Source organism: Liquorilactobacillus satsumensis DSM 16230 = JCM 12392 (genome assembly GCF_001435195.1).
In the GTDB taxonomy this organism is placed as follows: Bacteria; Bacillota; Bacilli; order Lactobacillales; family Lactobacillaceae; genus Liquorilactobacillus; species Liquorilactobacillus satsumensis.
In genome coordinates this window covers 74,209-96,793 of the sequence record NZ_AZFQ01000052.1, presented here as the reverse complement: position 1 = coordinate 96,793, position 22,585 = coordinate 74,209, and the positions used below count along the sequence as shown (strand labels likewise).

Annotated in this window: 22 protein-coding genes and 1 pseudogene; 22 read left to right on the top strand and 1 reads right to left on the bottom strand. The window is 37.4% G+C overall.

Features of this window, described 5'->3' with window-relative positions; translation table 11 throughout:
- The 20 genes and pseudogenes from FD50_RS09090 to FD50_RS08990 form a co-directional block, all read left to right on the top strand.
- A complete protein-coding gene (locus FD50_RS09090; RefSeq protein ID WP_054756753.1) occupies positions 1–306 on the top strand; it encodes a phage head-tail connector protein in 306 nt (101 codons plus the stop codon).
- On the top strand, positions 303–662 hold the full coding sequence (locus FD50_RS09085; RefSeq protein ID WP_056961229.1) for a hypothetical protein: 360 nt from the start codon (positions 303–305) through the stop codon (positions 660–662). Before FD50_RS09090 ends, FD50_RS09085 begins: the two co-directional genes overlap by 4 nt.
- Positions 655–1,206, top strand: a complete 552-nt coding sequence (locus FD50_RS09080) for a hypothetical protein (protein ID WP_056961228.1) — start codon at positions 655–657, stop codon at positions 1,204–1,206. The genes FD50_RS09085 and FD50_RS09080 overlap by 8 nt, the downstream gene beginning before the upstream one ends.
- On the top strand, positions 1,206–1,571 hold the full coding sequence (locus tag FD50_RS09075) for a hypothetical protein (protein WP_056961227.1): 366 nt from the start codon (positions 1,206–1,208) through the stop codon (positions 1,569–1,571). Before FD50_RS09080 ends, FD50_RS09075 begins: the two co-directional genes overlap by 1 nt.
- A gap of 27 nt (positions 1,572–1,598) precedes the next feature.
- Complete coding sequence (locus tag FD50_RS09070; protein WP_056961226.1) at positions 1,599–2,069, top strand: phage tail tube protein; 471 nt, start codon at positions 1,599–1,601, stop codon at positions 2,067–2,069.
- Between the two features lie 111 nt (positions 2,070–2,180).
- Entirely contained in the window at positions 2,181–2,585 is a 405-nt protein-coding gene (locus FD50_RS09065) for a DUF6096 family protein (RefSeq protein ID WP_054756761.1), read from the top strand.
- An 89-nt stretch (positions 2,586–2,674) separates the two neighbouring features.
- A complete protein-coding gene (locus tag FD50_RS09060) occupies positions 2,675–2,947 on the top strand; it encodes a hypothetical protein (protein ID WP_056961362.1) in 273 nt (90 codons plus the stop codon).
- A 15-nt stretch (positions 2,948–2,962) separates the two neighbouring features.
- The gene (locus tag FD50_RS09055; RefSeq protein ID WP_056961225.1) at positions 2,963–8,602 is read left to right on the top strand and encodes a hypothetical protein; all 5,640 of its coding nucleotides are present in this window, start codon (positions 2,963–2,965) and stop codon (positions 8,600–8,602) included.
- 13 nt (positions 8,603–8,615) lie between these two features.
- Positions 8,616–8,978 (top strand): DUF6711 family protein, encoded by a 363-nt coding sequence (locus FD50_RS09050; RefSeq protein ID WP_054756763.1) that lies wholly within the window; start codon positions 8,616–8,618, stop codon positions 8,976–8,978.
- Positions 8,979–8,993: 15 nt separating this feature from the next.
- Positions 8,994–13,529 (top strand): gp58-like family protein, encoded by a 4,536-nt coding sequence (locus tag FD50_RS09045; protein ID WP_056961224.1) that lies wholly within the window; start codon positions 8,994–8,996, stop codon positions 13,527–13,529.
- Positions 13,526–13,963, top strand: coding sequence for a DUF1617 family protein (locus FD50_RS09040; protein WP_056961223.1), 438 nt, complete (start codon positions 13,526–13,528; stop codon positions 13,961–13,963). The genes FD50_RS09045 and FD50_RS09040 overlap by 4 nt, the downstream gene beginning before the upstream one ends.
- Before the next feature lie 2 nt (positions 13,964–13,965).
- Positions 13,966–14,196, top strand: a complete 231-nt coding sequence (locus FD50_RS09035; protein ID WP_054756769.1) for a VCBS domain-containing protein — start codon at positions 13,966–13,968, stop codon at positions 14,194–14,196.
- A gap of 34 nt (positions 14,197–14,230) precedes the next feature.
- Complete coding sequence (locus FD50_RS09030) at positions 14,231–14,584, top strand: hypothetical protein (protein ID WP_056961222.1); 354 nt, start codon at positions 14,231–14,233, stop codon at positions 14,582–14,584.
- Complete coding sequence (locus tag FD50_RS09025; RefSeq protein ID WP_056961221.1) at positions 14,584–14,943, top strand: holin; 360 nt, start codon at positions 14,584–14,586, stop codon at positions 14,941–14,943. The genes FD50_RS09030 and FD50_RS09025 overlap by 1 nt, the downstream gene beginning before the upstream one ends.
- Before the next feature lie 11 nt (positions 14,944–14,954).
- A complete protein-coding gene (locus tag FD50_RS09020; RefSeq protein WP_056961220.1) occupies positions 14,955–16,199 on the top strand; it encodes a GH25 family lysozyme in 1,245 nt (414 codons plus the stop codon).
- 858 nt (positions 16,200–17,057) lie between these two features.
- Positions 17,058–17,570 (top strand): hypothetical protein, encoded by a 513-nt coding sequence (locus FD50_RS09015; protein WP_056961219.1) that lies wholly within the window; start codon positions 17,058–17,060, stop codon positions 17,568–17,570.
- On the top strand, positions 17,558–18,019 hold the full coding sequence (locus FD50_RS09010) for a hypothetical protein (protein WP_056961218.1): 462 nt from the start codon (positions 17,558–17,560) through the stop codon (positions 18,017–18,019). Before FD50_RS09015 ends, FD50_RS09010 begins: the two co-directional genes overlap by 13 nt.
- Complete coding sequence (locus FD50_RS09005) at positions 18,006–18,752, top strand: hypothetical protein (RefSeq protein WP_056961217.1); 747 nt, start codon at positions 18,006–18,008, stop codon at positions 18,750–18,752. Before FD50_RS09010 ends, FD50_RS09005 begins: the two co-directional genes overlap by 14 nt.
- A 675-nt stretch (positions 18,753–19,427) precedes the next feature.
- Complete coding sequence (locus FD50_RS12555; RefSeq protein WP_082610500.1) at positions 19,428–19,712, top strand: helix-turn-helix domain-containing protein; 285 nt, start codon at positions 19,428–19,430, stop codon at positions 19,710–19,712.
- Between the two features lie 14 nt (positions 19,713–19,726).
- Positions 19,727–20,524: pseudogene (locus FD50_RS08990) on the top strand (IS3 family transposase); the annotation flags it as partial.
- A 7-nt stretch (positions 20,525–20,531) separates the two neighbouring features.
- On the opposite strand, the gene FD50_RS08985 reads toward FD50_RS08990, so the two are convergent.
- Positions 20,532–21,059: a hypothetical protein gene (locus tag FD50_RS08985; protein ID WP_056961215.1), complete on the bottom strand. Its 528-nt coding sequence runs from the start codon at positions 21,057–21,059 to the stop codon at positions 20,532–20,534.
- 365 nt (positions 21,060–21,424) lie between these two features.
- Between FD50_RS08985 and FD50_RS13080 the strand changes: the two genes are divergently transcribed.
- Complete coding sequence (locus FD50_RS13080; RefSeq protein WP_056961214.1) at positions 21,425–21,778, top strand: DUF1648 domain-containing protein; 354 nt, start codon at positions 21,425–21,427, stop codon at positions 21,776–21,778.
- Positions 21,779–22,280: 502 nt separating this feature from the next.
- Positions 22,281–22,577, top strand: a complete 297-nt coding sequence (locus FD50_RS08975; protein ID WP_056961213.1) for a MazG-like family protein — start codon at positions 22,281–22,283, stop codon at positions 22,575–22,577.
- The last annotated feature ends 8 nt before the right edge of the window (positions 22,578–22,585 follow it).

Genomic DNA, 22,585 nt, shown 5'->3' with positions numbered 1-22,585 from the left:
ATGAATGACGCTCAACAGATTGCTGCATTGGTTACACGTTTAGGTATCAGTACGGAGCTTGCAACCGATTATTATAACGACGGTGTAGCTGAGATTCTCGACTACACCAATCGAGACAAGTTGGTTGGGAATATGGCGGTGTATGCTAAGAAATTAGCAATCATTGCTTATAATCGAGACGGTATCGAGGGCGAATCAGCACGTACTGAGGGTGGAGTAAGTAACACCTTAGAACTTGGAATTCCGCTTGAAATCAGACATGGGTTAAATAAATATCGGACTGCAAAGGTGGTTGATCTGCAATGAGACTTAAAACAGCAGATTTAACCACTATTTATTTACGTGAACCGATTAATGGTCAAGATGATGAGGGTAATATCATAAAAAATGGTTGGGGCGATCCAATCACAATTAAAATGAATGTCCAAAGTGCTGGTGGTACTGTCAATGCTCAAATCTGGGGCAAAGACCTTAAGTATATCAAGTCCTGTAAGTACCAAGGAAACTTGATAAACGAAGGACAGCAGGAAAACTGGGGCATTTGCCTGCATGTTGCTAAGGATGAGGAACCAGATTATCTGATAAATTCCATTCAAACCTTTAGTGACCACAAGAATATTACGTTGGAGAAACGTAACAAAGGCAGTGATTCTAATGGCTGAGATTGAATGGAAAGGTTATGACAGTTTAAAAGCTAAACTCGCTAAGCTACCTAAGATTGCACATGATGCAATTTGGGATGGGAGTTTTGACGTTGTCGAAAAAGTGCAAGGTTACGCGATTAGAGAACTTCAATCCAGTGTAAAGCATGGAAATGGAGAGCTTGCACGCAGTCTGAAGTATGAAGTAATTGATAAAGAAGGCAAAGTGGTCGGTCGTGTTTGGTCCGATGATGCGGTGGCTTGGTTTAGAGAATTCGGGACTGGGAAGGTTGGTCAAGAGTCACCAAAAGAACTTCCGAAGGGATTTAATCCTTCTTACAGGCAAACGCCTTGGTTTATTCCGGCGGATAAGGTAGGAGTTGACCTTAACGAAATCTATGGAATGCCAAAAATCAAAATTAATGGGAAGTTATTTTATCGGACTAATGGTCAGCCGGCACGCCAATTCTTAACACCGGCAATCAACAAGGTTAAGGACGAAGCACCTGAGATTGTCAAAGCTAGAGTCAATAATGCAATCAGAAACAAGTTAGGGGGATCATGATGGAAATATTCAACGTGAAATCCCAAGTATTTAAGACACTGAAATCTGTAACTGAAATAAAACAGGTTTCGACAACTTATCCAGATCAGTTTGTGGTTTATCCCGCTGCAGTTTATTATGCACAGCACAAGGCTTATTTCAGGGATAATCACATGCAGGAATTACAGACAGAATGGACAATTACCGTTGATCTATTTATTGATCAAGGTAGTTTAACCAGCATTACCAATCAGCTCATATCGCTATTTAGTGATATGGGCTTTTCTAATGATGTCGGTGATGACAACTTAGCTGGGATCACACGTTGTGTTCTGCGATTCACTGGGGTAGTTGATAATCAGACACTAAGAGTTTTTCAGAAATAGAAAGGATGAAACATATTGGAAAAATACATGAAGTATGAAACATTGCTCAATCTGCAGCGATTTGCTGACACGGTAGATGCTAGTGCTGGTCTTGCTGGTACTGGTTCAAAATTGGAGATGTCATCTGATAATGGAACAACTTTTACTGAAGTTGCCTCAATTAAAACAATTCCCGATATCGGTGCTGATCCAGAAAATATTGATGTTACCTCCTTAGCTGATGACAAGAAAAAGAATGTCCCGGGTATTCAAAATACTTCTACATTGGCATTTCAAGTTGTTTATAAAGGAGACAACTTCAAAACTGCGCTTACACATGCTGGGGATCACAAACAGTATAAATGGAAAGTTACTTATCCAGATGGAATGACAGCAACCTTTGAAGGTTCATACACGATCAAGATGGGCAACGTGGCAGTTAATGGTGCGTTGGACTTCACGATTTCAATTGTGGTATCTGATGGACCGGACTTTACAGCTGCCAGTAGTGGCCAATAATGGAACGACAACCTATTATCCAACAACTGGGTAAGTAATTAACTAGGTAAGAGACGAGCAAGCCTAAAAAGGTGGATATGAGACGATTAAATAAAACGGAGGAATTTAATAATGCCAGTAAAAAAAGCAACTAAGAAGTTTGAATTTGGTGGTCTGCAGCTTGAATTGAAGTTAAGTGGCCGTGACGTGATTAATATTGAAAAACGTTTAGGAAAGTCCATGATGTCGTTATTTATGAGTGGAGATGGAGACATGAAGTTGCCACCTGCTAATGAAATGCTGATTGTATTGCAAGGTGCAAATCAGACTCACGGGGTCAGCGAAAATGACATTATTACTGCCTTTGAAAAGTTCTTCGATGAAGGGCATGCACCAATGGAATTATTCTCTGTGTTGACAGATTTATTCCAGGAATCAGGTTTTTTCGGCAAAAAGGATTCGGTTTCGAAGACGAATTCCAAATCGGAGTTGGAAGTGTTGGACGGAGGAGTAAAGGATCCGGAAAGCGTACTGTAAAAGAAAGTTATTCAACTGTATCTGAACTGCTGAGAGCTGTTTATCCATTGGCAGTTCAATCCGGTATTGATGCAGAGCAATACTGGGAGATGAATTTTGAGGAAGTCATGGTGCAAACTTTGGCTAATAATCGTAATAGAATTCAAGACTTACGAATGCGAGCCATTATGGATCATAAGCAATCGGAGCTTATGGCGTACGCGTTAAATGATCCGGGTAAGATGCCAAAAGTAGAAGAAGCTTATCCATTTGTTAAGAGATCGGAACCTAAACAGGTTGAACAGGTACCACAATGGAAAAAGGATCAACTGATGCTTATGCAACAGGCGCAGAGAATCAGAAATTCTAGAAAAAATACATAGGAAGGAGGCAATAACGTGGAATTAGAAGAGATGGAAATGCTGTTCAAAGTTAATACCCAACAGATGGAGGAACAGTTTGCGAAGATTCAACCGATGATTGACCGGTTTATGGGTAAAACAGCCGATTCTGCTAAAACTGGGATGTCTAAAACTGAACAGTCGATGGACGTTTCTAAAGGGATTACCAAAGTTCAAGAACAGCTATCTAAGTTGAACGAAAATTTTGGCAGCATGTTTGAAAAAATCCGGAATACAGCTTCAACCGGTGCAACTAAAGTTAGTCAAACTACTGGCAATATGTTTAGTGGTAGTCGTACTAAAGTTAAACAAGACCTTGACGCAATGCTGTCAGACATTAACGCTAAGATGGACCAAGCACGTGCAGCGCAAGCAAAGGCAAGAGATCTAGTCAACCAGAAGAATTCTTTGGGAACTGCACAACAAAGCGGTACTGAAGGAGTCAAGTTTGATGGTCAAATAGCTTCTGCGCAAGCTCAAATGACACGTTACCAGAACCAAGCTAAAGCTCTAGCACAAGCAATGCAGCGTGAATTTAATGCTGTACCTGATTCATTAAAACGCATTGCGCAAACAATGGATCAGAATGAGGTTAAGATTGAAACCTTACGCAGGCAATTAACGGCTTTACAAAGTTCTTATAAGGACGTCCAAGAATCACTAAGTGTCATGGGTGACAATAGTCGGCTTGTTAGACAAAGTACTTCATTGGAAAAAAGTATTATGAGCGTTCGCGATAAGATGAATCGGCTTATCAATTCTAATGATGACCTGAATAAGTCATATGCGTATGTTTCTGATCGTGGAGAGAAACTAAAGTCGATTGTTGGACAGTTAAACACTGAATTAGGTACATCCGGCAGTAAAGCTAACAGTTCAAGCGGAATGTTTAACCGACTTGGAAACTCAATGCGTGAAGCTGCCAGTCGAATGATGAATTTTGGTAATAATAGTAGCAGTTCAATGGAAAAGTCATCAAGCAGCGCTAGAAGATGCAGATCTGCAATTGGAGAAATTAGCCAGCAACTGAAATTTTTGCCAGCTCAATTAATCGTCTTTGGTTTGATGTACCAAGGTATTATGTTATTAGCTAGCGGACTTGGTTCTGCTTTAAAAGCTAATACACAGTTTTCTAACAGTCTCAATCAGATCAAGGTCAATTTGCTGACAGCTTTCTATCCAATTTATAACTATATTCTGCCAGCAATTAATGCTTTAATGTCTGCACTTGCTAAAGCAACTTCTTGGATTGCACAGTTCAGTTCTGCTTTATTTGGCATGAATTATTCAACTGCACGGAGTGGTGCTTCGGGCTTGTACGATCAAGTTAAGGCGATGAACGATACTTCATCTGCTTCAAAGAGTGCAGCTGCTTCTGTTAAAAAAGCAAATGAGGAAATTAAGAAACAAAATGAAGCACAGTCAAAGGCAGTACGTGATGCTAATCGACAAATTACAGCAGCAAACAAAGAAGGAGCTGCTCAAGTTCAAGCTGCTAACGAACAAATTAAGGCTTCAAATAAACAGGCTCAGGAGTCATATGAGGAAACTAAGAAGAAAAACCAAGAATTAGCTGAATCATTAATGGGTTTTGATGAACTCAATCTTTTAGATAAGAGTTATGGGAATGATAGTCTGACCAAGCCTGAAAGCCAGCCCTATGAGAAGTTTAATGCGCAAGATAAACAGCAAACACCAGATTCACAACCACTTGAATCAACTGATGATGCAGATGGTAGCGGAGACGGTGTTAATTTTAATGTTCCTCTAGGCAATCAGTTTAATAGTGCGTCCGATGCTGCTAAGGATCTTAAAAAAATCTTGGGTGAGTTATTCGACCCGATGAAAGAAGCTTGGGACGCTAAAGGCAAAGAAGTTGTTGATGCGGCTAAGTATGCTTGGAATGAAGTTAAACGCGCTCTCGAAGATGTTGGTAAATCCTTCATGCATGTGTGGGATAACGGTACAGGTGAGAAGACAGTTGCCAATATTTTGCAGTTACTGGCAGACATGCTGAACATTGTTGGTGATATCGCCAAGGCATTCTCACAAGCTTGGGAAGGTGGCGGCGGTCGAGGAACTAAGCTTATCCAGACAATTTTCGATTCGCTTAATAGTGTCCTGAAACTCTTGCATGATATTGCCACTTCATTCAGAGCGGCGTTTAATGATAACAATCTTGGTGAACGAATCATGGCTAACATCTTGGAAATTGTTACCAATATTTTCAAGACGATTGGTAATTTAGCTAGTCAGTTCGACAAGGCTTGGAATAAGGGGAATGTAGGAACCTCAATTTTTAAGACGCTGCTTGGTATAGTGAATGACTGCCTATCAGTTATTAACGATATGACTGGAGCAACTGCAAAATGGGCCGCTAAGCTTAATTTTACACCGTTACTTAATTCGATTGATACGTTGTTAAAAGCTATTCGACCAGTCGTTAAGGATGTATGGGATGGACTTGATTGGGGTTACCAGAATCTCTTATTACCGCTTGCTAAATACACGATCACGCAGCTGATACCAGCATTCTTCAATGCTTTCGCAGCAGCTCTCAAAGTTGTACACAGCATTATTCAAGCTGCCAAACCGGCGTTTCAATGGGTGTGGGATTCATTCTTGCAGCCGATTGCTAAATGGACTGGTGGTGTAATTATTGATGTACTCAGGAAACTTGCAGATGCATTGAATGGTGTATCAAGCTGGGTAGATAAACACCAAAAAGCGGTTGAAGCGATGGCTAAAGTCTTAATCGCAATGTTTGCATTTAAAGTTTCCATGTCAGGATTAAATGCGGGTGTGGGGCTCCTTGGGCAGGTTGCTGACAAAGCTGTTGTTATTGGTGGAAAAGGAAATGTTCTAAAGAATTTCTTTGGAAAGCTCACGGGAATATCTGATTTAAAAGAGGCAGTTTCAAATGTAAAAACTTTAGCACAGTTATCTTGGAGTGGAATTAAAAGTGGAGCTGGCTATATCGTTGACCTTGTAGTTGGTATTAAAAACTGGTCTATTTGGTCTAAGGTAGCTGCAGCAGGGCAAGCAGCATTAAATCTTGTTATGGATGCTAATCCGATAGCTTTGGTAGTATTAGCAATTGCAGCTTTAGTAGCAGGCTTCGTTGCTTTATATAAACACAATAAAGCTTTTAGAGATTTTTGTAACGATGTTTGGAAGAACATTACCAAATGGTTCGGCGATTCAGTCGAGTGGATTAAGAAAAACTGGGTTGGTGTGGGCCTGCTAATTGTAAATCCAATTGATGGCGCTATTAAACTTCTTTACGACAACAATCCTAAGTTTAAAAAGTGGGTTGACGATCTATGGTCGGGAATGCAAAAGAATCTTTCCAACTTTAAAAAAGGTTGGGATAGTTACTGGGATAAACTGCATGAAGGTGCGGACAAAACTTGGGATAATACCAAAAAAGGCTGGAATGATTTTTGGCAGGGATTAACTACTGATCAAACTAAAAATAAAAACAAGAAATCATTTACTCAAGGTTGGGAACAGTTCTGGTATGACTTAGGAACAAACATGAATAAATGGTGGAAAGACGTTCAAGGTGGTTGGAGTGACTTTTGGAATCAATTAAATATTGAACAAGGTAAGAACAAAAATAAAAAAGCCTTCTCTCAAAATTGGAATAGTTTTTGGAGTGGAATAGGTAAAGACTTACAATCCACATGGAATGATGCCAAACAAAGTACTAACAGCGCTTGGAATTATGTAGCGTCAAAAGTTATGGAAGGCGCAAATAATGCACGTAACGGTTCTGCTGCGGCTTGGGACAACATTAAAAGTAAAACAAGTAGTATATGGAGTGATGTTTGGAACAATACAAGTAGTACTTGGTCAAATGTCCGAGATCGAATAAGTACATTAGCTTCCAATGCTAAGGAAAACACTTCGAATATTTGGAATGCTTTGCGTCAAAACACAAGTGACTCTTGGGCTAATGTCAGTTCTGCTGCTGGTAATATATGGAATGATATCAGGAATAAGGTTAGTTCCGCTGCAAGTAATGCAAAAGACAATACTTTATCTGCATGGGATAATTTAAGGAACAATACTCCAGGTTATTTCGAAAACATTAAATCAACTATCGGTAATGCATTCAATAGTGTAGTAAGTAGTGCTGGTTCATTGGGCGGTAGAGTTGCTAATGGTATTAGAAATGGTATGAGCACTATCAGAAGTGCTATAGGGGACATGGCTAATTCCATTAAAAATCCAATAAAGAATGCTATTGATAAAATAAAAGATGGTATTAATTGGGTCTTGAGCAAAGTAGGTCAAAGCGGCTTTGATTTTGGATGGTTTAATTGGGCTACTGGTACAAATAGTCATCCTGGTGGACTTGCTATGGTCAATGATCAAACGGGACCAAGTTATCGTGAATCTTTCGAATTACCAAACGGTAAACAAGGAATTTTCCCGGATGTTAGGAACTTGCTTTTACCATTACCACAAGGCACTAAAGTTAAAACTGCCGCCGAAACAGCTAAGCAAGTTGCTGCAATGACTCCTCATTATGCTGGTGGAATTGGAGATTTCAATTTTGATTTCAGCGGATTAGATCATCTGATGGACGGTTTCGATTTCAGTAGTCTTTTGAGTGGAATTGGAGATTTTACCAGTGGCATAGTTGATGAGTTTGACAATATTCTTGACGATATAACTCATCCAAGAAAAATGCTTGATTATATGATTAACAAGTTTGTGAAAATCTCTGAGCCAAGTGAGTTGCAACAGAAACTCACAAAAGGTGCTGTAAATAAAACCGAAGATGGTTTAGTTGGTTGGGCATCTAAGATACTCAAACAGTTCGGTGGAAGTACAAAACAAAACGGTGCTGGTGCAGAAGGTTGGCGGAGTGCTGTTAAAAAAGGTTTACGCGAAAATGGGTTACCAACTACTGACTCGTATGTAAATGCTTGGATTCGTCAAATTCAGACTGAGTCTGGTGGTAATGAAAGAGCCGTTCAAGGCGGATATACTGACATCAATACTTTAACTGGAGACCTTGCCAAGGGCTTACTGCAAACAATCAGCGCTACATTCAATGCTTACAAGTTTCCTGGTCATGATGACATCTTCAAGGGTTACGATAATATTCTTGCCGCTATTAATTACGCCAAACATCGTTATGGTTCAGATATGTTAGGTGTGATTGGTCATGGTCACGGTTATGAGAATGGGGGCATGGTTAGTCTTGATGGTATGTACCATGTGGCAGAAGGAAATAAGCCGGAAATGATTCTACCGTTAACTAATACTCCACGTGCACTAGAACTGATTAAACAAGCACTTGCTTTCATGGGACAAACATTTAGTGGCGGCTTACAGATGCCAGCAGCACTTACGCAGCAGATGGATTTAGGCAGCCTAGGTGTAACTTCAAGCAGCGGCTCTCAGAACATTAATGGAGGCGGAATTAATGAACTTGGTTCTTCAATTGTTAATGCGCTGTTACAAGGTTTGCAAATGACAAATATCAGTAATAGTTTAGCGAGTTCGCAGCCAATTAATGTTAATCTTACACTGCAAGTTGGTGATGAGAAGTTTGGCAGTGCTGCTATTAAAGGTATCAATGCAGTCAATCAAAAAAATGGTAAGAATATGCTGAAGTTATAGGAGGCGGTTACGATTGTCATACTCATTATCGATTGGAGGGACACAGGTTAAAGCGCCTGCGTCTCTTGATTGCATAATACAAGATATTGATGCAAAAGCTTCACGTGATGCGAATGGACTGCTTCATCGTGATCGTGTTGCTGTAAAAAGAAAATTAACTTTGAAATGGGGTCCGTTAACTGTTTCTGAATGTAGTGCATTATTGCAAGCTGTCTCCGGACAGTTTTTTTCTTGCACTTATTTAGATGCGCAAGATGGAGGATTAGCTACACGAACATTTTACGTAGGCGATCGAACTACACCGGTATACACATTTAATACTGATTTATCGGAGTATGTGTGGCAGAACCTACAGATGGACTTTATCGAACAATAGTCAGGAGGTGATAATTTGATAACACAATCAGATAAAGCCCTTGAAGCTTGGAGAGCAACCGAACGGGTATTGGACGCAATTGTAACGATTAATGGTACTGATTACCACACCACTGATATTACCTCTATTGCCTATGATTCTGGAGCATTCACTGGCGATACGTTTGCCATTGGTTCCACGTATGAAAATGGACTGACAATCGAGTTCTCACATATTGTTGAGGGCTTAGAACAAGGACAAAAAGTCACAGCAAAAGTTGGTATTAAAACATCTGATGGGACTTACGAATACTGTCCATTAGGTGTTTTTATTGTTTCTGATGACATTGAGATGGACCGTAATAATGATCAGACTTCGATTAAATGTTATGACCAAATGTGTTTAATGGAAGGAACTTATACTTCTAAGTTAAGCTATCCTGCGAGTGCTGCAGATATTATTGCAGAAATAGCTAATATGGCAGGAGTTATGCTTAATACCGATGAGATTGCAAGATTACCTACAGTGACAAGTTTAGCAAATGCAATTTCAGGACAGACTTATCGTGATGCAATTGGCTGGATAGCACAGTTTTATGCTGGGTTTGCGACTTTCGATAGAGATGGAAAGCTGACAATTCATACAGTAGCCACTCCAGATTACACATTGGATCCAAGTCAGTATGAACAGGCGGGTCTTACCAAGAATGAGGCTCCATACAAAATCGGTGGTATTCAGTGCGAGGTAACTACAACTACTACTGATTCAACTGGAGAATCGACAGATAATACTGTAACTTTGCAAGTTGGTGATTCTACCGGATCACAAATTAAGCTTACCAATAACTTAATGACACAGGAAAGACTCGAAATGGTTTGGGCACAACTCAAAGATATTAATTTTTATCCTTATAGTCTAAATTGGTTTGGAAATCCTGCCATTGAAGCTGGCGATTGGCTAACTCTCCAAGATACAAAAGGTAACAAGTTCAATGTTCCTAATAATTCTTACACTATGACCTTTGATGGGAGCTTTTCAGCAGTCTCTAAAGCTGATCAAACATCTACTTCAAGTTCAACTTATGCTTGGAACGGTCAACTGACGCAAGTGGTAAAAACGTTAGTCGGTAAATTAACCCCTGCGGGTAATTTTATTTATGGGCCCGAGACAACCGATGAGCCAACGGGGGCTAAGTTTAATGATCTTTGGTATAAGCAAAATGGGAACAAGTTGGAGATGTGGACCTATGAACGTCAAAGTGATGGTTCTGGTAAGTGGTCTCAGACTCTTTCTGATGCGACTGGCGAAGATGTAAAGAGTGCGGTAGCTGCTAATCAGGCAGAAGCAGAGGTTGCGAAAACAAACTCTCAAAATGCAGTCGATAAGGCTGATAGTGCTATCCAGCAGGCTGTTTCAGCGTATACACTTGGTTCGAATGCAAATCAACTGGCATCGGATGCTAAGAATGATGCAGCGACAGCATTAACAAAAATTGGCCAGACTGACAATAATCTTACGAATGTTCAAACTCAATTAACTGATGCAAAGAGTGACTTATCCGCAGTTACTCAGAAAGCAAAAGAAAATGGCGATAGTATTATCGTTGTTCAATCTGATATTAGTGGATTTAAGAATCAATTAGCGGATACCGATGGAAGAGTTAGTTCAACGGAACAAGATATAAATGGAATTAAGACTGCCGTAACAAATAGCAAGAATGATATTACAGTACTGCAGACAACTGCCACAGGGCTGACTGCTAATATGCAAGACGCTCAGGGAAATATCGCTTCGTTGCAAGCTACCGCTCAAAATATCACGCAGACGGTTAGTGACACTAACACGCGTATAGATAATTTGGACTATGCAAACACAAATTTACTAACTAATTCAGGAACCTTCAAAGCTACATGGGGATATTTTGGCAGTATAGATACTTCCAGCCCAACTATATTCCACTATTCAGGTACCGTAGATAATTACCAAGATTTTTTAAATCAACCTAATTTAGCAGGATTATCATCAATTCAGCAAACTTATACTATTGGATTTTGGGCTAAAGGGACTGGAATTCTAACGACTTATGTTTATCCCGGTGTCGGCGGAGGTGATAATCACCACACATGGTCTCTTACTTCTGAATGGCAATACTTCACCCAAAATTTTGATACTCATGCTAGTGATACAGATATGGGTAATAAAACATTTCTGTTTAGAAACAATAAGGGAGATAACCCTAGCGGCAGTTTAGATGTATATATTACTAAACCTAAACTAGAACAGGGTTCTAAAGCAACACCATGGAGTCCAGCGCCGCAAGATTTTACCGATCTTTCTACAATAGTTACAGGTCACACAACTCAGATCGAACAGAACACCAATTTAATCAATTTAAAAGCTAATTCAACCGACGTCGATCAATTGGCCGGACGTGTTTCAACTGCCGAGGGTAATATCTCTGTTATGACCGGACAGATTCAGACTAAAGTAACCCAAAATGATATCAATAATGCTCTTACAGGATATGCAACCCAAGACTGGACTAGTGGTCAGATATCAGTTAAAGCTAATGAAATTAACAGCACTGTTTCTCAAGTACAAACCAATCTTGATAACTTACAAATTGGTGGGCGTAACATAATTCCTAACTCTAGTATGAGCGTATTAGAAAATACGGGCTGGGCATTTAATCCTGCCACAGCTCGTATAGAAGGCACGGATACTGTTATTGACGTGCTGACTGGAACAATGTCCGCAGAAATATCTAGGGATATTACAGGCGTGCAGCCAAACACTGATTACTGCATATCCATTGATTTAGACTGGGGTGAATATGACTCGTCTAAAGTTGGGAGTTTTGAGGCGCATGTATTCTTTGTGGAGAGAAAAAGTGACGGCAGTACCACGGCAACGTATGTAGATAACAACTACAACATATCAAACTCAGATCCAAGGCAGGGGCACACATTCAAGACGCAGCCCGACACCGCGGGAGGAACTCTAATTGTCCGTGCTGGCCCTTACAATAAGATCATGTTTAAAGAATTAGAAATGCAGACCGGGACTAAATTTGGTCCTTGGTCGCCAGCGCCTGCTGACCTTGCCACAGTTACTGCTCTTTCTAGCGTTAGCCAGAAAGCTGATAGTATAAGTACTACAGTAACTAACAATAAGAGCGATGCAGATAGCAAGTTTAGTACTATTAATCAGACTATCTCAGGTATTCAATCCACTGTGTCAAATAAGGCGGATAATAGTACTGTTACGCAACTTTCAAATGTTGTTCAAACAAAAGTTTCATCGCAGGATTATACTTCTAAAGTTACTCAGCTCTCCGATGATATTAATCTGAGAGTTGAAAAATCTGGGGTAATTGCCGCGATAGACGTCAGTTCTGAGGGCATTCAGATTTATGGAGATAAACTGCATATCACGGCTTCAACTTATATTGATAATGCCGTAATTAAGTCTGCCATGATCGATACTCTATCAGCTGACAAGATAACAGTTGGGACTTTAAACGGTGCAAGCGTCAATGTGATTAATCTCAATGCTGCCAACATTACCACTGGTACATTAAGTGGATCGAACTTGAGCTTGAATCTTGATACTGGGGAAGTTCTGTTTCAAAAAGGTGCAATTAAATCGACTGATGGTTTGTTAAACATTGAAATTAATGATGGAACATTTTCTCAAAACAATTCCAATGGTGATGGATTTATATTTAGAAATGGTAATATCTATTTCTCCAATAAGTCATCTTGGGCTGCTTGGGATGCGCCATTATACGGAACAATCAGCCTTAACGAACGTGCATTTGCAGCTGGTCAAGGCGGAATGGCAATTAAAGGTGCCAAAAATGTTGTAGTGCAAACTGATGATTATAATGGCGATTTTGTTATGGGGCCACCTGCAAGTCTAACAGGGTCTGGCTTACTTTTGAGGGAAGATCGAATCGAGATGGCCTCTGCTCAAACCTATCTTTATGGAGGGCTTGGCTACAGTTATATTAATCATCCGTTTATTGAAATAGGTACTAGTATTTGGGAGAACCAATACAATGATAATGCTGGTTCGAATGTATTAATTAGAGCCTCAGGAATCATATTAGATGGCAATGTAATGAGTTTAAATGGTTTCCATATTGCAAATAACTATATTACAACAGCTGGTGACGGATTATGGGTCAACAGTGCTTTTGGAAGTGGAGGAAATGCGGCTATCCATGCTCAATCATTTAATCAGACTTCCTTGCTATCGAAGAAAACTAATGTTATTCCTCTTGATAGGCTTAAGGCACGGAATGCTATTCGAACTGTTGATATCCAAGAATACATGTACAAAGATGATGTTGAGAATGGCATTACGAAAAAGTATTCTTCAGGAATTATTGATGATATTAACGATAAGCCAAAATACTCAATGCCATTTGATTGGATTTCAGCAGATGGCAAGGGGCGTGAGGATGGAACAGCACTTGGATATACAATAGTTGCAGTTCAGGATTTATACGATCAAATTGAGGATTTAAAGGAACAGGTCAAACAATTAAAGGGAGAGAGTGCAGCATGACAAAAACATTGGAATTTAGAAATGGTGAAGTAGTAGCAGTTGGTAATTTCTTAGCAGGTTTAAAGTTAAAAAATAAAGCAAGCCGAGGGCGTACCAAATTAATTAAGTTGCTAGATAAGAAGAATAAAGAATTCAGTGAGGATCGCGATGAAATTCGTGATCCTTATTTTGTTAAAGATAAATCTGGAAAGGCGGTGGTTAAGGATAACCAATACGAATTAAAGAATAAGGATAAAGTAGGGGAACTGAACAACAAGTTAAATGAACTAGCTGAGGAAAAGGCTGTGATTGAGTTTACTGAGTACAACGAGAAAATCAAGGCTCTCTACGATGCGCTCAATAACTACACCGAAGATTTAAGCAACAGTGACGCTATTCTTTACGATTTAGTGATGGACCAGCTCGAAAACAACTTTACAAAGGAAGGTAAATAATTATGGAAATTACATTAAACAGAATTGCTTATAGCTTTGCAACTGACGGGACAACTCAAGCTGTTTCAGTAGGTTTAAATGGCAGCCAGGATAGTAATGCAGTCAGTGCAAGTATTCAGTTGACAGCTGAGGATGTGACCGATGGAAAGACACTCGATGATTTAACCAAGAAAGATTTCCAGGCTCTTGCTAAAGCTAAGTTAGCCAAGTTCACTGTAGTGCAAGCCTCTTAAGAGGTTTTTATTTTGGAATTTTAGGAGTGGGAAGATGATTCAACTAGGGTATTGGCTACAGATATTTAGTGAACTGGGTGGTGTGGGTGTGATCGCATGGGCTGTAAGAAATTGGACGAAGTACTTAGAACATAAAAAGGAAACGCACCAAAAAACAATGGACGGTCTGCATCAAACAGATAATCTGTTAAAAGCCGGTGTCGTTGCCATGCTACACCATGAGCTTTACGCCAACTGTACTAAGTATCTGAAAAATGAGTATGTGACTCCTGGTCAGTTAAACGACTTGGAGTATATTTTTTCTAGCTACAAAGATCTTGGGGGTAATGGCACAGGAGAAGTTTTGTACAACAAAGTCAGAGCACTATCAATTAAGGAGGAAGAATAATGGACATTTTGAAAAATTTATTAGGATCAGGTACCAATGCAACAGTAGGATTGACGGTAATTGTAACTTGGGTATTAGTTCAAGTTGTTAAACCAGTCGTGAAGAATCAGAAGTATTTACCACTTGTTTCTGTAGTTGTCGGGGGAATTGCTGGATTGGTAATTGCCATGCAGAGTAAAGATGCAAGCTTATTGTCTGATGTAGTCTTAGGAATTGTGGCCGGCTTTGCCGCAACTGGTGTTAACGAGACATTCACCAAGTCATTTAATGAGGTAATTGGAACAACCACACAAAAAATTGCCGGATCCGTAAATGACCCAGAAGAGAAAAAAGAAGAAACTCCAACTCAAAATAAATAGGAGGTCATCTTGTGAAATTTAAAAAGTTATTATTGGGAGTAGCCCTTGCGGTTGCTCCTTTTTTGTATATTGAAAATGTACATGCGATGACTCAGACGACTAGTCAGCCTCGCGTTGATATGGTTGATGTTAGTTCACACAATGGGGATGTTTCTGTAGCTGATTATCAGCAGATGAAGTCTCAAGGGGCTAAAGCTGTTGTCGTCAAGGCGACCGAGGGAACAAGCTACAAGAATCCGTATGCCAAGGAGCAGGCACAAAATGCTGATAAGGCTGGTATGGCAATGAATTTTTACCATTTCAGTCATTTTACCAGTGAGCAGGACGCGATTAATGAGGCTAACTACTTCGCAAATTACGTTCAAACGATTACTTCTGATCGACATGTAGTCATGGTTAATGATGAAGAATCTAGTACTTCAACCTATTTCACCTTTGACCAAAATAACGCTTTTAATGCAGTATTTGTGGCTCAGCTTAATAAGCTGGGGTATTATTCTACGGACCTTTATTCTAGTGCTAGTTGGTTCAATTACCGATTCAGTACGAACAGTGCCAACAAAGGCTGGGTAGCAGCTTATCCAAGCATTCCGACAGGAACACGCTATTCTGTTAACAATTCTTGGCAGTGGGGGTCTGATTTCCAGTTTTGGAATATGCTAGGTCGTAATTTTGACGTTTCGCAAAACTATTCCGACAAGTACTACCATACAGGAACATCTAATGCTTCACAGCCAGCGCAAGCAATTACCAACGGCACAGCCACTGCGACTACAATTTCATTAAGTGCTGGTGATACTGTTTATATTAAAACGGCGGCAGATAAGTATTACGGATCCAACACTTCAATTCCTAAGTTCGTGAAGAATAAGAACTACCATGTTCTTTCAGCGAGTGGGAATCGTGTAGTGATTAAAGAAATTTTGTCAGCTGTAAATCGTGCTGATGTAGTTAAAGTTTCTACTCCAAATGTTTCAACTCAGCCTGTTTCAGGAACATTCCAAGATGGTCCTTACACAAATACTCGTGAGAGTGGCACATTCACACCTAACCAGTCATTGCGTGTATTTGCTTATCCCGGTGTTCAGCCGACAGGTTCCTACTATTACAGTGGTGAAACTGTTCCTGGTAATGATTCCTATCTTGGCTATGTACGCAACGGCAGTTTTGTATATGTGGCATATCGTGCAAGTAATGGTAACATTCACTATGTGGCATGTCGGCAAGATGGAGTTGCATTAGGTAGTTTCAAGTAGTAAAATTTCTCATTAGGCTAGTAATGTTTCTCTCTCAAACCTTACATTACTAACTTTGGTACTTTCCCTAGTTTCTGAGTCTATCCTCAATTGGGTAGGCTCTTTTTTTGTGTAAAAAACAGACCTCTGGAATTAGTCCAGAAGTCTAAAAAGGTGTGTTAATTTATCAAGCGCTATATATATGAAAATATAGCTATTAGGAAAAATTGGTGAATTTTCTTTTCAGAACTTATCTATATATTGAGATAAGACCCTTTTTGTGTATAATATCAAGAATTAAGTATAAGGTCATAATACGGTTATTAAAGAACGAAAAAACAATTTAATAATTTAAAAAAATGCGTTATACTTGTAAAAACTCATAGATATTCTGTTGTTTATGCTAAAATGCAACCGAAGTTAATAAGCCCATATTACTATGAGTTTTAGCCTTGGTGTTCACCAGGGCTTTTTTGTTGAACACGTAGAATTTGAATATTACACTAAATAATAGACGGCTGTGTTTAAACACTCCTTGTATCACCCACAATGTAAATGTACATAACTGTCTACGATAAACCTGACTGGTTTTAACCATTCAGGTTTATTCTTGCGTAGTAATAATTTGATCGATAAAAACAACAAAACCTACCTCTTTTGAGGTAGGTACATTTTTTTAAAAAATAATTGTTTTAAATAGCTAAAAGTAGTAACATACGAAAATATAAATTACTTGTAAAAAAATAGCAGTCGTTGTAAAACTGTCATCTGACTAGGTATATATAGTAGGCCTGCGATAATTACCCGCAGCATACAGTGGCTTGACAGAATATGTTAAAATTGATATGTGCTATTTTTAATAGACTGGGGAGAATAAAAATGAGAAATTTTTGTATTGTAGATTCTATTAATGATGAAAAGCGTGTGGATAGAATGGAAGCTTCATTTAGCAATACTTTAAATCTTATCAAAGGAAAAATTCTAAAATCTTCGAGCTTTAGCGAGTCTGATAGACGGTACTATAATGGAATAATAAAAAATATAAAGAATAGATCTGTTAACTTAAACTCAATTGGTACAATGCAAGGTATTAGATATCTTTATAACAAACAAAACAGCACCAAGCAGAGAAAAATAGCTGATTTTATATTGAAAATGTCTGAAGATGAACTTAACTCAATTCAAAAAAATATAAATAGTAGCAATATATCTAACATGATTGATGCTACTAATCAAATTGATATTTTAGCTATTAATCGACTTAGGGGTAATAACGTTAAAAACCATAAAGTTAGCGTTTTCTTTCCTGAAGTGTCACATAGTCATATTGATAGTAATTATATCGTCAAGAGAGAAATTGCATCTAAAGGGGAAATATCATGGAGATTATAAGAGAAGTTGACAAAGTGAGTTTAGCAAGTGTGAGCATGAGTGATATTCCATTAAAGCTTGAAGACTATTTTCAGGATTCAACAGATGAAGAAGCAACTATTGAGCTTAGGCTACAGGTTAATTTTAAAAATGCTGGGCAAAAAATAGACGATCCTCTTTTTTGGCGTGCTCAGATTGAATATATAGTGAGGTTACATGCAAAAAATGAAAAAGAAGATATTGGTAAACTACGGATCGTATATATATGCGATTTTCAAACTAAAAATAAGTTACCACCAAACTTTTCTAAATCAAAAAAAATGCAGAATCAAATTATAAAGATTGTGAATCCGTATTTTAGAGAGACAGCATCTTATTTAACTAGAACATCAAATATTCCAGATTTTAAGTTTCCATACGATATTGGTATTAGTGATAAGAGGAGCGATACTGAAGATGGATTACAGTGATATTGTTTTTAATGGTACCAATTTTTTTGAAAACGGTATACCATTTAAAGTTAGAAAATATGAAACCTTTTTTTCAATGATACACGAAAAAATAAAAAAAGATCTTAAAATTTTTGACTTTATATGGGAGTTTTTTTCGCAGAAGACATCACGTATTAGTTCTGATGACTTATTAATGACTTTAGATAATCAAAAGCACCTATATGAGTTAAAAGGTTCATGGACCGATGATCTATGTAACCTCTATAAAAAAATGGTTTTTTTGGCAGAGAGTTCAGATTGTGATGAGTATGCTTTAACAAGAACTTATTCTCTAGAAATGATTACGGAATTGTTTTTGGAAAAAAAGTTGAATGTGCCAGCAAAAGAATTATTTCATGAACCTGCTGTGTTACTTGGTGATAAAAATTTTTTCCCTGAGGATGAAGAATGGTCAGAAGCTTTAGTAGATTTTTGTTATAAAAACAAAGAACGTTTTTTTATTATGTGTGATTCTAAAGCTAATATTACTAATTTTAGGAAACAAGGGCTGCATAAGAAACCAAGACTATTTCATAAAATATCTCTGATGAAATATTTTAAGGAGAAAGTCGAAAATGAATTAAAAAAATCAGAAGTTGAGTTATCAATTTCGACATTTCAGCAATCAAGAATATCCAACTCCGTATATCCGTTTAATAATGTTTTTCGCTTTTTTACTCGTAACGAAATTAGAACTGTGTTTTTTGGTTAATTTTTGTGAAATAAGTCATTTTCATTATTGGTGTGTTGTCGAAGTGAGATAGAATAATGTACTCAGTTACTTACAAAAAAGTAAAAAAATACGCTACCATGTATGTTAAAGAGATTGCTGTTAAGAGGTTGATAATTCTTATCATGAATTGATTTGTTTTGGAGTTAGAGGAAGTTAGAGCAACTAAATTTAGTAAGGTGACTTCACACTTAATTGTGTGAGGTTATTTTTTTCTTCCTATTATGACGGTGACTTCTGTGTCTAAATTTATTTGCAAATTGCATCATAATTATAAAAACTACAATAAACTAGATTAGTTAACAAAATAAAAAAGCTTTGAAATCAACGCTTCAAGGCTTTAAAAATAGGTTAAATTATGCTAGAAATGTCCTCGGCAGGCATACATAATTATAGAAAAATATTACAAGAGTGTATCATTTAATGTGTCTTCAAGCAAATTATTTAATATTATATTTGTGGGAGTTTGTGGTTTCATTGGAATAGCCACTGGAAATGAGGAATTACCAGTATTTAATTCTTCAGCAATGCTTGAAAAGTAGTTTGACAAGTTATTTCTTTGAGAAAATACACTATCATCAAGAAAAACAATATCTGCTTCGTTTTGCAATTTATTTTTTGAGTAATGCTCCTATGATGATAATATAGACCATTTTTATGGTATACCTTTCAGGTATAATAATTATTAAAGGAGTCTTTTTATGCCAAAATCATATAATTGTTGAGTTAGTAAAGCAAGATCATACAGTGAAGTCTTTAGCTGAGGAATACAATGTCTCAGCCAATACTATTAACAGATGGATTAAACAAAATAAGATTATCAAAGTAGATGGTAAAAACATTTCATACGAAAAATACGTTCAAATGGAAAAGAAATTAGCTGAAGCTCAGGAGGAACTTGAAATTTTAAAACGAGCTGCGGTGTTACTTGGAAGACGTTAACAACCAAAGAAGCCTTAGGCTTCATCAATGATAGTTTAGAACACGGACACCGCTTAGTTATTATTTTGAAAGCATTTAAGATACCAAAAAGTACTTATTACTACTGGAAGAATCATAGAATTACTGCTCGAGATAAACAGAACATTACTTTGCGACGCGAAATCTTAGTTACTTGGAAACAAAGTCGACATGTCTATGGTTACCCCAGAATTCACAAAGCTCTTTCAGATAAAGGATTTAATGTTAGTGCCAAAAGGGTCTGGAATCTGATGCATTCAATGAATATTCACTCAGTAATGAATAAGAAATACCGGAAACCTTCTACTCACAACGATTATGCTCAACGTGATAACTTAGTCCATAAAGACTGGCATGCCGCATGGTGTGCTGATATTACTTACATTCCACTGCTGAACCACCAGTGGGTTTACTTAGCCAGTGTATACAATCCCACAAAACACAAGGTTGTTGCTCATCAAGTATGTAATGAAATGACAGCAGAATTAGTAACTAGAACCATGAAGAAAGCTGTTCAGAATACCAAGAAACCAATTTTTTTACACAGTGATATGGGTAGCCAGTATACCAGCAATCAGTTTGAAACTTTGCTAACCAACTTAAATATCAAGCATTCATATTCATTAAAAGGTCATCCATACGATAATACTTACATTGAGAACTTTCATTCAATGTTAAAACGGGAACTAGTCTTTCAAACAAAGTTTGAAAGTATCGAAGAAGTAATCGCCAGTATTGATTGGTATGTACGCTGGTATAATAAAGAGCGAATTAGCTTGGTTCAATCTACATAAAAACAGTTCAGGTTATTGACATAGGAACATAAGTAGACATATTAAAATTACTTGAACCTATTGCTGCTGCAAAAACATGAACATTTTGCATAAAGTTGGGTATACTTTTTTTATTTGTCAATTTTGGCGAGAATGGATCTGTAAAACCCAAAAACCACATTTTTCGATGATCACGAAAATTCTTTTTGAGTGAGAGTTGAGGTACTGAACAATTTTTATATGTTAAGTAATTTTTTAAAATAGTGTATAATGAATTGCTGTGTGGATTTTTTGTAAGCCTATGATTTCCATTCATTGTATTAAGAAGATAAAAAGTTTTTAAACCCAAAAAATTCGTACCCAATAATTTTATGAAACTTTGATTTGTTTTTACAGTAGTTGAAAGATATCCCGGAGAAATAAAAATAAACTTATCAGTTTTAGACGGGCATAGCGAAATGAGTCTATGTGATAGATCCTGTAATTCAAATCCTAATGGATAAAGCTTATTTTTTTTGGGAGTAGCATTTAACTTTTGCAAGTATAAAATTTGCATAAATACACCTTCTTCTACAATTTAATCTTATAACTATATATTAAAAATTGTAAAGTACTAATTTTATTCATAATGATGGAAAAAAAAGTAAATAAAAAAACCTGCATTAGCAGGGGAAAGTCACTTACCTATTTTTATGTTGCATGAGTGTTGCATGAAAAGAAAGTTCACAAACTTTTGTGTCTGTTTTTGCTTATATATAGCTATTTATACTATGCTTTGTGAACATAAAGCTGAACCCAGTATGCCCAATTAGATATTGCACAAAGAGCTTATGCTGCGTTAAAATGCCGGTATAAGTTCTTTTTATTGTTCTATCCGAAGTTTGAGTAACAATAAATAAAAAAATAAAAGAGCTGCTTTCCATGGGAAAATTTAATCACTTTTACAAAAAAATATTGTCTTATTTTATACTGCTTTATTTTTGCGAACTAGTCTTAGCTGTTATCTTATATTTCTTCTTACCAGAAAATGTGCCTGTACATCTTGGATTGACCGGTGTAGATGCTTGGGGAAAAGGGAAGTACATCATTTTTTTGCTACCATGTTCTTTAATACTGTTCTGTTACATATGCAGATCTGAGTTGATTGAACAGAAATATTTTTTAAGTCCACCCGCGGCCACTTTGATGAAGGTGTTTTTGTGCGTGATACATTTGGCGACAACAGTCGGTTCTGTGGAATACTTTTACATTTTAATCAGACTAGCTTTAGAATAAATGTAGCACTCGCGCTAAAAGGTTAGTTTTAAGGTGGGAAAATTTAATCCAACTTTACGATAATCACGGATAGCGATGTGTTCAGCAAAAAGCAATTTTCTTAAAGTATTTTTAAATTTAAAGCTATGAATTTCAACAAACTTAAGCGAGTTGTTTATTTATAATAAAAATGTAGCCACCAAATAACTGGCGGCTACTGTATTAAACTAAAAAGAAGAATGTGATCAAAATACTGAGAATGGTATTTTAATCTATTTATAATATATATGTTATAAACGTTTAATGCAACAGCAAAAAATATTTTCCTGCATTTTCTGAATAGTTAGCTAATTGGGAAACTAGCAGTGACAGCAACCTTCGCTATGTGAGGCTGCAATGCAAGTTAGGCACTGCTTTTTAACTGCTTATGTGTATCCATAGCCTAGATACAGCCTAAAAAATAGTGAAATTGTTTTTGAAAAAGTAATAAATAACCAAATCAATCAAACAGGAGGATTTGCGAATGAAATATCTTGACGATCATCTCAAAAAAGCAGCTAACAGAGAACCTAAAAGTATCGAACAGCAGTTTCTGAAATTGACTGAAGAAGTGGGAGAAGCAGCCCAAGCGTATCTTTCCAGCAAGGGAATCTCTGGCAATAGATACAAGGGACTTAATCGTAATAATGTTAAAGAGGAATTGGTTGATGTTTTACTCGTGAATCTGGCATTATTAATCAGAGTCGGGGCGACAGAAAAAGAAATTGAAGAACTTGTTGCACACAAAACCGACAAGTGGCTGCATAATCAAAATAACTGATGCGCTAT